Below are 14547 nucleotides of genomic sequence, written 5' to 3' on the forward strand. Positions count from 1 at the left end.
GCCGGAGCAGGCAATCGGCGAACGACTGGCTGCTCCGGGTCGATGATGGTGTCCGGCAACTACATCGGGTAGATGGGGTGTTTGCGGGGGTTGAATTCTGGTTTGGCGGGGGGCTTGTCGCGGAGGAGGCGGAGGGCGTGGCGGATTTCGAGGCGGGTGGTGGCGGGTTCGATTACCGCGTCGATGTAGCCGCGCTCGGCGGCGATCCAAGGGGTTGCGACGGTTTCGTTGTACTGGTTGACCATGAAGTCTCGGGCGGCGGCTCGGTGTTCTTCGGGGATTGCCGCGAGTTGGCGTTTGCCGAGGAGGTCTACGGCGCTTTCGGCGCCGATCACGGCGATTCGGGCGGTGGGCCAGGCGAAGCTGAAGTCTGCGCCTACCTGGCGGGCGGCCATCATGCCGTAGGCGCCGCCGTAGGATTTGCGGACCACCAGGTTGATGATGGGGACGGTGGCTTCGATGATGGCGCGGGGGACGCGGCCGCCGCGGATGATCACGCCCGCTGCTTCTTCCGACAGGCCGGGCAGGACGCCGGGGGTGTCGGCGACGAAAACCAGGGGGATGTTGAAGGCGTCGCAGAGGCGGATGAAGTAGGTGGACTTGTCGGAGCAGGCGGCGTCGATCGAACCACCAAGTACCAATGGCTGATTGGCGATGACGCCGACGGGATAGCCGTCCACGCGGGCGAATCCGGTGATCAGGTTGGGGGCGAAGGCGGCGCGGATCTCGTGGAACTCGCCGTCGTCGAAGAGCCGCAGCAGGATCTCGTGCATGTCGTAGCCGGAGCGGTCGGAGTCCGGGATGATCTTGTCGAGTTCCCGGTCCGACGCCGTGATCTCCGGCTCCAGGCCGGGATTCACGATCGGCGGCTGCTCGAGGCAGCTGGTCGGCAGGTAGCTGAGGTAGTTGCGGGCCCACTCGTATGCGTCCTGCTCGGTGTCGGCCACGTGATGCAGGGTGCCGCGCTTGGCCTGCACCTCCGCGCCACCGAGCTCCTCGGCGGTGACGTCCTCACCGTTGACGGCCTTGATGACATCCGGTCCGGTGACGAACATGTACGAGTCTTTGGTGCCGATGAGCACATCGGTGTTGATCGGCCCGTACACCGAACCCGCCGCGCACTTGCCGAGAATGATCGACACCTGCGGCACATACCCGGACAACTTCTCGAGCACCCGCGAGATGTCGCCGAACGACGCGATGGAACCCACCGCGTCCTGAATCCGCGCGCCACCGGAATCGTTGATGGTCACCACCGGGCACGCGTTGTCGAACGCGAACTTCAAGGCGCGCATGAACTTCTGCGCGGACGTGACGCCCACCGACCCGCCGTACACGGTCTGGTCATGGGAGATCACCACCACGGGACGCCCGCCGATCAGCCCGCGCCCGGTGACCAGCCCGTCGCCGTAGAGCGCGTCCTTCTGTCCCGGCTGCCGGGCCAGCGCACCGGTCTCGATGAATGTGCCGGGGTCGAGCAGCATTTCCACCCGCCGGCGCACACTGGGAATGCCCTTCTTCTCCCGCTTGGCGACACCGGCCTCCCCTGCCGGTTCGGCCGCGATCTCCAGGATCTTGGCCAGTTCATCAAGCTTCGCCCGTGTACCGATCACGCTTTCTGCCACCTTCCAACCAACTGTTGTGCCCCCGGAACGTTAGGTCGTATCGCCCCAGCACGCGTCACTGAACCAGATATTCGGGACGAATCACAACCGAGACGGGCCTCACATCCAGGGTCTTGCCAATCAGTCGCCAGGAATTGCGCAGTGCCGCCGCAAGATCAGACGGCGCCGGTGTAGAGGCCCGCCTGGGTGCGACAGACCGCGCGTTCGACCGCGGTGACCACCGCCGCGGACAGGTACCGGTGCTGCTGTGCTCGCGCGGTGTGTTCGACCAGATCGGGTTCCCAGCCCGCGCACTGGATGGCGGTGGCACGCGCCGTCGACAGCAGGGTGAGCAACGCCTCGCTGCGCGCGTCCGCGGGCTGGGCGTCGAACAGCACGCGATGCAGCCGGGTCCGAAGTTGTTGTTTACCTGCGATATCGATGGTGGGCCAGGTACCGCGCGCGAACACGCCCAGCACTCGCCCGCGATCGCAGTCGATTCGCCCGGCGGCGATCAGCCGGTCCAGCAAGGTGGTTCGCAGCCCGCGACCGAAGCGATCGAGCAGCTGTCCCGGATCCTGCGCGGCACCCACGATCCGGCACAGTGCGTCGACCAGTACCGCGTCGGATTCGGCACTCGCGCCGCCGGAGGCGACCAGCACCGGCCGCCCGCGCCGCCCGCTGTCGAGTACCCGGACCGGCGGTACCGGCCGCTCGGGTGTGATGGAAGTCAACTCCAGCAGGACCGCCCCGGCCAGCACTCGATCGATGACCGCGCGGGCGAGCAGCGGCTCCCCGGTGTGGTCGTCGTGCAGCATCCACAGCAGGTCTTCGGCGATCAGCGGTGTCATGGCGGCCACGCTGCCAGCGCTCCGCTGTGAGCACGCTGAGGAGCCGCGCGTGTCGTCGCGGCGGCCGCAGTTTTCTCAGCGTCGCCACAGTGGCCGGGCACTACCGTCGCGCCCCGTGACGGAGATGACGAATTCGCAGGTCCGAGCGCCGCGCCGGATGCTGAGCAAGGTTCCCGAGGTCACCGTCTGGTTCTGGGTGATCAAGATCCTGTGCACGACGGTCGGCGAGAGTTTCGCGGACTGGATCAACACCACCCTGGGCGTCGGATTGACCCTGACCGCAGTGCTTTTCACCGTGGTGCTCGGCGGGGTCCTGGCCTGGCAGCTGCTGCTGCGCCGGTATGTGCCGTTCGCGTACTGGCTGACGGTCGTGGTGCTCAGTGTGACCGGCACGCTCTACACCGACATTCTCACCGACAATCTGTCGGTCCCGCTCGCGGTGAGCACGGCCGTGTTCGCCGCCGCGCTGGCACTGGTCTTCGGTGTCTGGTTCGTCCGCGAACGCACGCTGTCGATCCATTCGATCACCACCACGCCGCGCGAATTGTTCTACTGGCTCGCGGTACTGGTCACCTTCGCGCTGGGCACCGCCGCGGGCGACTGGACGCTCTCGCTGACCGGTTGGGGTCCGGGCGTCTCGGTGCTGCTGCCCGCCGGGTTGATCGCCGCCGTCGCGCTGGGCCACCGGTGGGGAGCCAACGCCGTACTGTCGTTCTGGCTCGCCTATATCCTCACCCGCCCGCTCGGCGCGAATCTCGGTGACTGGCTGGCCTCTCCGACCGCCGACCACGGTCTCGGCCTCGGGACGGCGCTGACCAGCGTGCTGTTCCTGGCCGCCATTCTGGCCACCGTGCTGTATCTGACCCGCACCCGCGCGGACGTGCTCGGCACCGAAACCAACTCTCCCGCAACAGCATCGAAGACCTCGCCGAGCCGAGAGCGGCTCATGCTCGGCTACTACGCGGCGGTCACCGCACTGGCCGCGGCACTGCTGGCCTGGGCGGCGGCTCAGCCGCATACCGGTCCCACCGGAGACGAGGAGTCCGCCGCACCGGTTCCGGCATCCGCCACCCCGGGCCAGGCCGCCCACTTCCCGCCCGGCGAGATCGCCACCTTCCGTACCATCACCCAGGACACGCTCACGAAAGTTCAAGCGGGACAACAGCTCGAAGCCAAGACCCGGATGAAGGATCTCGAAACCGCATGGGACCGCGACCAGGACGCCCTGCAAGCCATCGACCGCTCCGCCTGGACCGTCATCGACAGCCGCATCGACGCGGCTCTCAAAGCCGTCCGGGCGAAAACACCCGATCCGATCATCGAGTCCCAGTGCCTCACGGCCCTCCTCACCGCCCTCGGCTAGCAGCCGACTCTCGCGCCGCGACGAGCCGATTCCCGCGCGATGTCGGTCACAGTTGGGCCACCGGACGCACCGAACCCCGATTCGAATCTGTCGAGGGCGCTTTTCGAATCGGTCATCACGAGGATGGAATCGGCTGAGCCGAAGGCACGGCTTGATGAATAGCATTGCGAAGCATCGGTTTCCGTGGATCGAGGGTCCGCACGGGTCCCCGACGGGGCGAAACGAGCCGGTCGGACGGCCTCCCGAAGATCATCGAAAAGTGGCCGATCGGGCGCTGGCAATTCACTGGCTGTGCGGGTTACGCTCGCCGGTTGTTTACCCGGAAAACGAGTGTGATCCAGAAATTACAGCTGGAAGCTGTGAATAGTCGACACAGGTACAACGGCGACGTATGGTGTGCCTCGCACGTCACGATTCACCAGTTCCACGAAGAGGTTTGAATGGTCACCGGGCCGCGTCCGATCGCCCTGTCGATTGTTGTTCCAGTCCTAGATGAAGCGAAATCGATTGAGCGCACGTTACGTAACCTCTCGGCGCAGGACGGCATCGACGAAATCATCGTCGTGGACAACGGAAGCGCTGATGAGACCGTTCGCATAGTTCAGGAGTTGGCGGCCGAGCTGCCCAAGATCGAATTACTGCACGAGCCGATTCGGGGCATCGCCTCGGCCCGCAATGCGGGCTTCGACAAGGCCCGTGGCGAGATCATCGCGCGCACCGACGGCGATACCATCGTCTCCCCCGAATGGAGCGCGACCATTCGTAGTTTCCTGAACGAACATCCGGAAACGGCTGCTATTTCAGGACTTTGCACATATCACGATTCCCCGGTCGGATACCTGCTCAAATTCGGTCAATGGGTGCTGGTGCGTTTCGATAAGCTCGGCGGCCCGGTCGGCAACATGTACGGACCGAACATGGCCATTCGCCGGGACGCCTGGCTGACGGTGCGCGAGCACACCCAGATCCGCCCCGACCTCGCCGAGGACCTGGATCTCGCGATCTGCCTGGCGCGCAGCGGCCTGCGCATCGAACAGCTGACGAACATGAAGGCATTGACCTCGGCACGGCGTCGGCGCACCTCGCCGCGACGGTTCTGGCAATTCCAGATGATCGGACTGCGCACCCTGCGCGATCACGGCCTCGCGCCGCGGCTGGTGGATCACGCGACCGTCGCGGGCGCCTGGACCGGTCACACTCTGCAATGGCCGATCTACCGCTACTGGGATTTCGACCGGCGACGATTCTCGTTGCGCCCGGGAGCCGAACGCGTTTCCGCGGTCGGCTCCTGAGCCACGAAGGTCAGCCCGTGTAGGTGCGGTAGGCGAAGCTCGCCTTCATCCGCCCGATCAGACCCGCGGTGTGCATGATCCAGAGACCCTGCGGAACCCGCTTGCGAATGAACGGGTTCCACGGGCCGCACCCGATCGCGACCAGCAGTGTGCTCAGCAGCGCCTGCACCGGGAGTCGCGGGCACCCCGCGGCCCGGTGCTTGATGACCACCTGCGCGTACCCGTAGCCGTAGCCGATGCTCTGCCCCCACGCTTCACGCGGGGTGCGGCGCAGCCGGTAGGCGATGAGCGCGTCCGGCGCGTGCCCGAACTTCAGCCCGGCCAGTTGCAGCCGCCAGGTGATGTCGACGTCGTCGCCGCCGATGATCAGGTCCTCGTCGTAGCCGCCGATCTTCTCGAAGGCCTCCCGCCAGTACGAGGTGTTGTTGCCGTTGGCGAAGGGCAGCCAGTGCGTCCCGAACCCCTCCTGCGGGGTCGGAACCGGCCGCCACGCACCGGATTCGCGATCGTTGAGGGTATCGGCCTCGATCGACCCGCCGACCGCGTCGAAGTCGGCGGCGACGTCCACGATGGTGCGCAGCCAGTGCGGGTACACCCGGTCGTCCTGGTCGACGAAGGCGAAGAAGTCGCCGCCGGCGAAGGTGGCGGCGTGATTGCGGGCGTAGGGCGCGCCCTGCTTGGCGGACGAGTCCACGTAGCGCATGCGCAGCTTCTCGGTGAGCGGATGCCCCGCGATGTGCTCGCGCAGACCGTCCTTGGACCCGTTGTCGCTCACCAGCACCTCGAAGGGCCCGGTGTAGTCCTGCTCGGCCAGCCCCGCGAGTTGCTCGTCGAGATCGGGCAGTCCGTTATAGACGGGAATGATGATGGACACCAGCTCGGGGACGCGCTTCACCGATCGCGGGTCACTCATGGGTCAAGCTCCAGAAACTTAGAACGAAGGTTCGCGGGGACCCCGCAGCGGGGAGTCTAGCCAGGAATTCACCCGGTTGGCCAGGTGCCGCCGACCGTTGCGATCACGGCGAGATCAACGCCGCCGTCGGCCCCACTTACGACCGGCGGTCACCGAGCCCGCCGACACGTTGCCCGCCACCCATTCCGCACGATGGTGGCGGGGCGCGTTCCGTTCGGCATCACCGCGGTGACGACTCAGTAGTAGACGGGACCGGGAACTCCGCCACCGGCGGCGATGGCGTCGCCGGTGATCGCGGCGCTGCGCGGCGAGGCCAGGAAGGTGACCACGTTCGCGACTTCGGACGCGTCGATGACCCGGCGAATAGTGTTGTGCGCCAACGCATTCTCCAGCTCTGCGACCGGGGTGCCGGATTCGGCGGACTGCGCGGTCAACCGTTCGGTGAGCCGCTCGGTGCGAGTCAGGCCGGGATGCACCACCGACACGTTGACGCCGTGCGGGCCCAGTTCGTCGGCGAGGTTCTTGGTCAACGCGGACACGCTCACATTGCGCACCGTCTGCGCGATCGAATTGGCTTGGCGCGCACCGAGTCCGCTGATATTGATGATCCGCCCCCAGCCCTGCTCGACAAGATGCGGCGCGACGGCGCGGGCGGTGCGCAGATACCCGAGCACCTTGATCTCCACCTCGTGGCGCACGATCTCATCGGTGGTCGCGGCGAGGTCGGTGCTCGCGCCCGCACTCCACGGCGTCGCCGCCGAGTTGACCAGGATGTCCACCCCGCCCAGTTCGGCGACGGTGCGCCGCACCAACTCCCGAACCTGCTCATCGTCCCCGGTATCGGCGGGCACGCCCAGCACCCGCCGCCCGGACCGCTCCGCCACCTCCTGCGCGGCGGTCTTCAATCGTTCGGCATCGCGCGCGACCAGGACCAGATCCACGCCCTCCGCCGCCAGCCCGTGCGCAATCGCCAGCCCGATCCCTCGACTCCCGCCGGTGACGATGGCCCGCTTTCCATTCAGCTGCAAATCCATTCGGCGACGCTAACAACGCGGCCGCCTCCGGTGACCGGTCCCGCGCAGCTCGAGTCGAACCCTCGGCAAACCCGGAGCAGCACTGAACGATCGTCAGGACCGCTCACCCCGGCCCGGAATGGATGGATCCACCGATGACCAACCCCGTCACACCGCCGTACACCGCCGCACCCGATCGCTACGAACGAACCCCGTACCGGCGCACCGGCCGCTCCGGGCTGCGACTCCCCGCGTTCTCGTTCGGACTGTGGCAGAAGTTCGGCAGCGACTACCCGTACGCCACCCAGCGCGAAATCATCCTGCACGCCTTCGATCTGGGCATCACTCACTTCGACAACGCCGACCGCTACGGGCCGCCGCATCGCTCCGCGCAGCAGCATTTCGGGCGGGTGCTGGCCAACGACCTGGCGGGGCATCGCGACGAGTTGATCCTGTCCACCAAGGCGGGCAATCCGATCGGGCCCAGCCCGTATCAGATTGGCGGATCACGCAAGTCGCTGCTGTCGTCGCTGGAACACAGCCTGCGCGATCTGGGTACCGACTATGTCGACATCTTCTACCACCACCGGCCCGATGCGGATACGCCGCTGGAGGAGACCGTCGGTGCACTGGTGAGTGCGGTGCGGCAGGGCAAGGCCCTGTACATCGGGCTGTCGAACTATCTGCCCGAGACGGCCACGGCGGCAGCCGAACTCCTGAATGCGGCGGGTGTGCCGCTGCTAATTCACCAGGACCGGTATTCGATTTACGATCGCAAGCCGGAACGCAATGGCTTGCTCGAGACCGCTGCCGCCCGTGGGTCCGGCGTGATCGTGTATTCGCCACTGGCACAAGGACTCTTGACCGACAAGTACCTCACGGCGATCCCGGCGGACGCGCGGGCCCACAACAGCGCGTTCCTGTCGCCGGACGCGATCGACGAGACTTACCGGCAGCGCACGGCCGAGCTGAACAAGATCGCCGAGGCGCGCGGGCAGTCGCTGGCCCAGCTGGCGTTGCAGTGGGTGCTGCGTCGCCCGGAGGTCACCTCCGCGCTGATCGGCGCGAGCTCGGCGGCGCAGCTGGATCACAATCTCGCGGCACTGAGCTTCCCCGAACTGAGCGCGGAGGAACTGGCGCTGATAGAGGAGCACGGCGTGCACGGCACCGGCCAGCCCGGCTGAGCGAAATCGGCTGTCGTACAGACGATCACGGGCGGGAGTCGAATTCGACTCCCGCCCGCTTATTCCGCTCCGATCAGTCGCGCAGCAGCGGCAGCAGCTGCGTGCCCTGACGTTCGATCTCCGAAAGGTAAGGGGTGTCGGACAATACGAAATGCGTGACGCCCAGGTCGGCGTACTTGCGCAGCGATTTAGCCACATCCTCGGCGGACCCGACCAGCCAGGTCGTCCCCGCGCCACCCCCGCCGAATCGGCCCGGCGTCGTGTAGAGGTTGTCGTCGAGGACTTCCCCGCGAGCCGCCAGATCCAACAGCCGCTGCTGCCCGACCGCGGTCCCCCGGCGGTGATCATCGGGCCGCGCGTGCCCACTGTTCGCCAACTCCGCCACCTTGGCCTCCGCGTCCGCCCACGCCTCCGCAGTGGTGTCTCGCACGAATGTCGTGACCCGCAAACCGAACTCGAGCGGCGCATGCTCACGGCCGAGCTTCGCGCTCAGCTCCCGCAGTCGTTCGATCCGCTCCCGCACTCCTTCCAGGGGCTCGCCCCAGAACAGCTGCACATCGGCCTCGGTCGCGGCTACCCGCTCGGCGGCTTCAGACGCCCCACCGAAATACAGGGTGGGATGCAGACGCCCGTCGCGCGGCGTAATCCGCGGCACCACAGTCGAATCCGTCACCTGATAGTGCTCGCCGCGATAGGTGACGTTCTCCTGCGTCCACAACTTCCGCACCAGCTGCAAGAATTCCTTCGTCCGCCCGTACCGCTCGGCCTGATCCTCCTCGGCAGCCCCGTAGGCCCCGAGATTGTCCTTCCCCGAAACGATATTGACCCGCACCCGCCCACCGGAGAGCCGATCCAATGTCGCTGCGGCCGTGGCGAAATGCGCAGGCTGCCAGTACCCGGGCCGAATCGCGACAAGCGGCTCGAAACTACTCGTGCGCGCCGCCAGCACGGTAGCCACAGTAAGGGTGTCCGGCCGCCCCCACCCGGTACCGAGCAACGCCCCCTTCCACCCATGCTCTTCGAGCGCCAACGCCTGCTCGGTCAGGGTATCGAGGCTGTTGTGATCTTCAGTGATGGTGTCCCCCCGATGCCCCGCCGCCACTTGATTGGGCACGTACCACAGGAATTCCAGGCTCATGACGAACCGTCCTCACTCGATGCGCTCGCAGATCCACAGCCAAGCCACCCGATCCGACAACCGCCCGGTGACGATCGAACGATCAGCCCAGAACCCGCCGACCCCGACCGTCATGACATGACTTCTCTCGCCATCCACCCAAGACGACCCCGACCCGCGTTTGAATGCTTGAAATCAGCGCAATCCCAATCCGACACCCAGCCCGGTATGTGCCAATGTAGTGCGTTGCAGTTCGCGCGATCGTGATCATTTACCAGGGATCGAGCTCTGCAAGCATGGCGCGGAATCGACGCGCGTCGTGCTCGGGAAGCCTGTGCGCCACCATCTCGAGGACGTCCCACACCTCCTCCACCGGAGTGCAGCAGCCCCAGTTCCCGCAGCCTCGGTAGGCTGGATTCCATAACCGGCGGTAAGGGTTTCGTACGAACAACCGCCATTCCTTCACCGCCTCGGTGGTCGCACCAGGCCATAGCCGGGTCCGCTCAAGGCCGGCGAGAACAACGCGGCCATGCGTCGAGAGCCCAGGAAGACGCGAGACCTCTCGATGGAGGTTCGGACGATACGGCGACGGTGTGGGCGGAGTGCCGCGGTGGCAGAGTCGCACCCGCGACAGGGCTTTGTACCGAAGCTGGACGGGCCGTCTACGCGGCATTGCCCTTTCGGATTGCAGTCATGGACGAATCCTCGCAGAAGGTGGCCTGGTTCGCATATCCGCAGGGCCCCGCGAACCGACCGATCAGCGGCAGATCAGTGCGTTCGAGCGCTTCGCCGGGAATGTCACAGGGTCGGAGGTCATCCGCCGAACATTCGCGCTATCGCACGCGCTATCTCGTCGGCTGGGACGTCGCGGATCTGTTTGCGGACGCCCCAGCGATGGCCGAAGGGGTCGATGAACTGGCCGGTGCGTTCGCCGTAGAAGACGTCGTCGAGGGGGTGGAAGATCTTGGCGCCGGCGGCGATTGCGCGTTCGAAGGTGGCGTCGACATCGTCGGTTTCCACCTGCAACGCCAGATAGGTGCCCCCCAGCGTGGCCGGTGACACGATGCCCATGTCCGGGTACTCCCCCGCCAGATGCAGGTGGGTGTCACCGATGCTGAACTCGATGGCGAAGGGGGTGCCGTCCGGCAGCGGGATTCGGCTCAACTCCGCCGCTCCGAACACCGATGAATACCAATTGAGGGCCTGTTCAGGGTCGGAGACAACCAGATGTGGGGAGATATCGGCCATGACCGACTCCTTCGATTCGACAGCACAGCGCTCTCAAGCTTCACCCCTCAACCCCACTCGAGGTCAACCCCTCTCGATCGAAAAGCTCACGGCCGCGACCACATCGGCGAATCCTGACGCCGTTCATCGGTGACTCTCGACGCAGCGCGGAAGGTCGCTGCGCAAATCGACACCGATACCTGCCCACGCGTCCGCGTTCTTCGGCAGTTGCACTCGACCGCAGAGGATCTCGTCTACATCGCGTTCTGATTCGACGTCGATCGTGTACGGCTCCTGGCCTATCGACGCGATGTCCGCAATGCGCTCACTGATCGCTTCGATCACATCCGCCCTCCACGGCTCTGCATGTCTCACAGTGAAATACATCCCCAGCCCCATCGCCATCCATCCTTCAATACCGGTTCTCACAAGGCCTGCGACACAGCCAGTTCAACACCATCGAACCCGAGAGCAACACCCACCGCCGTGATCGAAACTTAGCTGTCATCACCGACACGCGTGCGGAGGGAGATCGGTAACTGTCCTGAACTCGCCATGAGCGAGCAGCGAGACGGCCTGAGGCTCACCTTGGGCCGTTGATCTTCCTCGGCCCGTCGTCGGCCTGATCGTCGGCGGACGCACAGCTACGCTGATGGCCATGTATGAGGGGGTCTGCCCGGTTTGCGGGCGAAACAACCAGTGCCAGAAGGCATCGGCGATCTACGCCACAGGTACGTCGCATGCGCGGGGGTACGCCTATGACGAGGGGCATCGTCGTAGAACGACGATGATCAATCAGACGACGTTGGCGAAACAGCTTTCGCCGCCGGTGCTTCGGCCGGACCAGGGGAACCTGGGCAAGGGCATCGCGCTGCTGATCGCTGGGCTGATCCTGCACATATTCTGCGTTGCAATCATGTCCTCGACAGGCTCGTCGATATCGTCGACTATCTTTGCGCCGCTTTGTGTGACAGGTTGGCCGCTGGTCATCGGAGCACTGTTGACGATCGCCGGGGTGATCCAAACGAAGCAATTGAAGGCCGATCTACCCAGACGACAGGCCCACTGGCATGTGTGGAACACCGTGTACTACTGCCACCTGGACGATGTCGCCTTCGTTCCCAGCGGTCCGCCGTTCCACCCGAGCCAACTCCCCGGATTCATGGCGACGAACACCGGCCCCTTCGCGACCGCTGCGTAGCAGTAGCGGGCGTTCTCAGGCGCCCAATCCGAGCAGGTCCTCGATCGTGCCATCGATTGCGTGCCCGCAGTTTTCGGGGAGGTTCGCCACAACCAAAGCGACGGCATCCCCTGTGCTGTCGGCGACTGGGGACTACCTCAGGGGCCGCGCACGCGAGGACGGCCAGGTGACCGACAGGCGCGGACCAGAGCATGCCCGCGCGTTCGGGTTTGCGCGCTAATGCGTTGCTGGAGAGCCGGTTTCATGCGATGGATGCGGCTTCACGGCGCCCATGCCGCGCACCGGCCATCCTTCGACTCGGCGACGAAGGCCCCATGCCCGAAAAGTACGCGGTGTCAATGACCCAATTTGTGAAACGAATTCGTTTCCGACTCTTGGCTTGATCGTTAGTGTCTCTGACACCCGGTAGTCCTTCTCCGGGGGAAGCAAGGAGATCTACCAACCATGAAGCTGAAACCACTGGCCCGCAAGGGGTTCGGGATCTTGGCTGCCTCCTCGGCGGTCAGCCTCGCGCTGGGGGCGACACCGGCCTCTGCCGACATCACCCAGGTCCAGGCGGACTGCGCGAAAGGCGGGATCGACGGTCCGGGTTGTAGCGCGTACATCGCCGTTATCGCTACCGACTCGACTCCGGTGTGGGTCACCCTCGACGGCAATGTCCTCGGGGGGAGCCCTTTCTCGACGAGGTTTTATGGTGCCACCGGCTACGAGGTTCAGATCTACCTCGATTGTGTCGACATACCGTTGCACGTCGTCGCTATGCAGAAGAGTGCGAACGGCGCGATCACCAGCCAGATGTCGACCGATTACACCCCGCCCGCCCCGGGGGGAGCCCAGGTGCTCGGCCTGACGGGAAGCGCTGTCGTGCATGCCTTCCGGACCGGAAGCACCAGCGGCTCCGCCGCCGCCACCTGTCACGTTGCCTCGTCCTGGTGAGGAACCCGCACAAGTAGGCGCCTCTGCGCTCGAATCGCAGGTGGGGCAGGCGATGCCCGGTCCACCATGAATCGGGCGCAGGGGGTACGCCATAGAGGTAGGCCCATCACACGTCGTTCGGCACTACAGGGCGATGTGTGGTCCGTCGGTGGCCATGCGGCAAGGGCCCGAGATTCCGGCTCGCGCGACGTCGGCAGTGCGTACGAGGACCGCCGATGCGAAGGGTGTTCGCATCGGCGGTCGAGGGGGTATTCAGCTACGGGGCAGTGCTATTCGTCTGCCTTCGCACCTGGTCCGACGCCGAGGGCGCGGAGTAGGTGGATGCGGTAGTCGGCCAGGTGTTGGTCGCCGTAGGGGCGGGGGTGGGGGAGGTCGATGGTGATGTCTTCGCTTATTACGCCTTGGTCGAGGACTACTACGCGGTCGGCTAGGACGATGGCTTCGTCTACGTCGTGGGTGACCAGGAGGACGGTGGGGCGGTGGCGTTGGACCAGGTCGCGTAGGAGTTCGTGCATTTTGATTCGGGTCAGGGCGTCGAGGGCGCCGAAAGGTTCGTCGGCCAGGAGTAATTCGGGGTCGTTCACCAGGGCTCGGGCCAGGGCGGCGCGTTGTTGTTCGCCGCCGGAGAGTTGGTTGGGCCAGTCGTGGCCGCGACCTGCCAGGCCGACTTCGGCGAGGGTGGTGTTGGTGCGGGCTTTTGCGTCGCGGCTGCCTGCGGCGCCGAGGATTACGTTGTCCGCCACTCGTTTCCACGGGAGTAGGCGTGAATCCTGGAAGGCGACCGAGACGCGGGCGGGCACGCTCAGGCGGCCGGATCCCTTGACGCCGTGGTCGAGACCGGCCAGGGCGCGCAGCAGCGTGCTCTTGCCGGAGCCGCTGCGTCCCAGCAGAGCGACGAACTGGCCGGACGGGATTTCCAGGTCGATGCCGTCGAGGATGATTCGGTCGCCGTAGCGGCGGGTGAGCTTGTCGACTCGGACCGACGTGCGGGTCAGTTGCTCAGTGAGCGTCGCCATGACAGCAGCCTCCGTTCGACGGTGCGGACCACGAGGTCCGAGATATAGCCGAAGCCGCCGTAGATGAGCAGGCCGACCGCGATGATGTCGGTGCGGCCGTAGTTCTGCGCCTGAAACATCATGTACCCCAGGCCACTTGTCGCGTTGATCTGCTCGAGCACCACCAGCCCGAGCCAGGACGCGGTGACCGCCAGTCGCAGGCCGACGAAGAACCCCGGCAGCGCACCGGGAATCACCACGTGGCGGATGAACTGCAGGCGGCTCTGCCCCAGCACCTCGGCCAATTCGACGTAGCGGGAATCGATTCCGATCAGCCCGGCTTGCAGGTTCAGGTAGATCGGGATGTAGACCGCGATCGCGATGATGGAGATCTTGAAGCTCTCCCCGATACCCAGCCACAGGATGAACAGCGGGATCATCCCCAGCACGGGGATCGAGCGTTGGATCTGGACGGTGCCGTCGATGAACGCCTCACCCCAGCGGGACAGGCCGGACAGCAGGGCCAGCCCGACCCCGATCGTCAGGCCGAGCGCGAATCCTCGAGCGGCCCGCCACAGCGAGGTCTGCACGTCGCCGAGCAACGTGCCGCTCGACCACAGGTGTGCGGCGGTCTCCACGACTTCCCAAGGGCTGGGCAGGATTCGGGGATCCAGCGCCCCGGTCAGCGAGGCCAGCGACCAGATCGCGATGACCGCGAGCGGGCCGAGCAGGCTACCGCCCGGAATACGCGTGCCGGGGCCGAGACGCCTTACAGTGCGCCGGGTTTCGGCTTCGACGCCCGCGCGGCCGCGCGCCCCGAGCAGGGCGGGTTTGCTCAATGCGATGGTCAT

14 protein-coding genes are annotated in these 14547 nt (G+C 65.8%); 5 read left to right on the forward strand and 9 right to left on the reverse strand.

Going from position 1 to position 14547, the window contains the following annotated elements:
• Positions 1 to 59 precede the first annotated feature (59 nt).
• Both OG300_RS17230 and OG300_RS17235 read right to left on the reverse strand, forming a co-directional pair.
• Positions 60 to 1613 carry an acyl-CoA carboxylase subunit beta gene (locus tag OG300_RS17230; protein WP_405497121.1) on the reverse strand — a complete coding sequence of 518 codons (1554 nt, stop codon included), beginning with the start codon at positions 1611 to 1613 and terminating at the stop codon, positions 60 to 62.
• A 167-nt stretch (positions 1614 to 1780) separates the two neighbouring features.
• Positions 1781 to 2455 (reverse strand): GPP34 family phosphoprotein, encoded by a 675-nt coding sequence (locus OG300_RS17235; protein WP_405497123.1) that lies wholly within the window; start codon positions 2453 to 2455, stop codon positions 1781 to 1783.
• 124 nt (positions 2456 to 2579) lie between these two features.
• On the opposite strand from OG300_RS17235, the gene OG300_RS17240 reads away from it, so the two are divergent.
• Both OG300_RS17240 and OG300_RS17245 read left to right on the forward strand, forming a co-directional pair.
• Positions 2580 to 3818 carry a hypothetical protein gene (locus tag OG300_RS17240; protein WP_405498577.1) on the forward strand — a complete coding sequence of 413 codons (1239 nt, stop codon included), beginning with the start codon at positions 2580 to 2582 and terminating at the stop codon, positions 3816 to 3818.
• A 440-nt stretch (positions 3819 to 4258) separates the two neighbouring features.
• The gene (locus tag OG300_RS17245; RefSeq protein WP_405497125.1) at positions 4259 to 5110 is read left to right on the forward strand and encodes a glycosyltransferase family 2 protein; all 852 of its coding nucleotides are present in this window, start codon (positions 4259 to 4261) and stop codon (positions 5108 to 5110) included.
• Positions 5111 to 5120: 10 nt separating this feature from the next.
• On the opposite strand, the gene OG300_RS17250 is transcribed toward OG300_RS17245, so the two are convergent.
• Together OG300_RS17250 and OG300_RS17255 are read right to left on the reverse strand one after the other, a co-directional pair.
• Positions 5121 to 6023, reverse strand: coding sequence for a glycosyltransferase (locus OG300_RS17250; protein WP_405497127.1), 903 nt, complete (start codon positions 6021 to 6023; stop codon positions 5121 to 5123).
• A gap of 236 nt (positions 6024 to 6259) precedes the next feature.
• Positions 6260 to 7057 (reverse strand): SDR family NAD(P)-dependent oxidoreductase, encoded by a 798-nt coding sequence (locus OG300_RS17255; RefSeq protein WP_405497129.1) that lies wholly within the window; start codon positions 7055 to 7057, stop codon positions 6260 to 6262.
• Between the two features lie 134 nt (positions 7058 to 7191).
• On the opposite strand from OG300_RS17255, the gene OG300_RS17260 reads away from it, so the two are divergent.
• On the forward strand, positions 7192 to 8220 hold the full coding sequence (locus OG300_RS17260; RefSeq protein WP_405497131.1) for an aldo/keto reductase: 1029 nt from the start codon (positions 7192 to 7194) through the stop codon (positions 8218 to 8220).
• Positions 8221 to 8293: 73 nt separating this feature from the next.
• Here the strand turns inward: OG300_RS17260 and OG300_RS17265 are convergent, their stop codons facing one another.
• The 3 genes from OG300_RS17265 to OG300_RS17275 all read right to left on the reverse strand — a co-directional run bounded on the left by OG300_RS17265 (position 8294) and on the right by OG300_RS17275 (position 10969).
• The gene (locus tag OG300_RS17265; RefSeq protein ID WP_405497133.1) at positions 8294 to 9358 is read right to left on the reverse strand and encodes an LLM class flavin-dependent oxidoreductase; all 1065 of its coding nucleotides are present in this window, start codon (positions 9356 to 9358) and stop codon (positions 8294 to 8296) included.
• A 792-nt stretch (positions 9359 to 10150) separates the two neighbouring features.
• Positions 10151 to 10585, reverse strand: a complete 435-nt coding sequence (locus OG300_RS17270) for a VOC family protein (RefSeq protein ID WP_405497135.1) — start codon at positions 10583 to 10585, stop codon at positions 10151 to 10153.
• 123 nt (positions 10586 to 10708) lie between these two features.
• Positions 10709 to 10969, reverse strand: a complete 261-nt coding sequence (locus OG300_RS17275; protein WP_405497137.1) for a hypothetical protein — start codon at positions 10967 to 10969, stop codon at positions 10709 to 10711.
• Between the two features lie 253 nt (positions 10970 to 11222).
• On the opposite strand from OG300_RS17275, the gene OG300_RS17280 reads away from it, so the two are divergent.
• A complete protein-coding gene (locus tag OG300_RS17280) occupies positions 11223 to 11765 on the forward strand; it encodes a hypothetical protein (protein WP_405497139.1) in 543 nt (180 codons plus the stop codon).
• 444 nt (positions 11766 to 12209) lie between these two features.
• Positions 12210 to 12701 carry a hypothetical protein gene (locus OG300_RS17285; protein WP_405497141.1) on the forward strand — a complete coding sequence of 164 codons (492 nt, stop codon included), beginning with the start codon at positions 12210 to 12212 and terminating at the stop codon, positions 12699 to 12701.
• A 269-nt stretch (positions 12702 to 12970) separates the two neighbouring features.
• Here the strand turns inward: OG300_RS17285 and OG300_RS17290 are convergent, their stop codons facing one another.
• Both OG300_RS17290 and OG300_RS17295 read right to left on the reverse strand, forming a co-directional pair.
• On the reverse strand, positions 12971 to 13717 hold the full coding sequence (locus tag OG300_RS17290; protein ID WP_405497143.1) for an ABC transporter ATP-binding protein: 747 nt from the start codon (positions 13715 to 13717) through the stop codon (positions 12971 to 12973).
• Positions 13693 to 14547, reverse strand: coding sequence for an ABC transporter permease (locus OG300_RS17295; RefSeq protein WP_405497145.1), 855 nt, complete (start codon positions 14545 to 14547; stop codon positions 13693 to 13695). Before OG300_RS17295 ends, OG300_RS17290 begins: the two co-directional genes overlap by 25 nt.

Source organism: Nocardia sp. NBC_00511 (assembly GCF_045161165.1).
Classification (GTDB): Bacteria; Actinomycetota; Actinomycetes; order Mycobacteriales; family Mycobacteriaceae; genus Nocardia.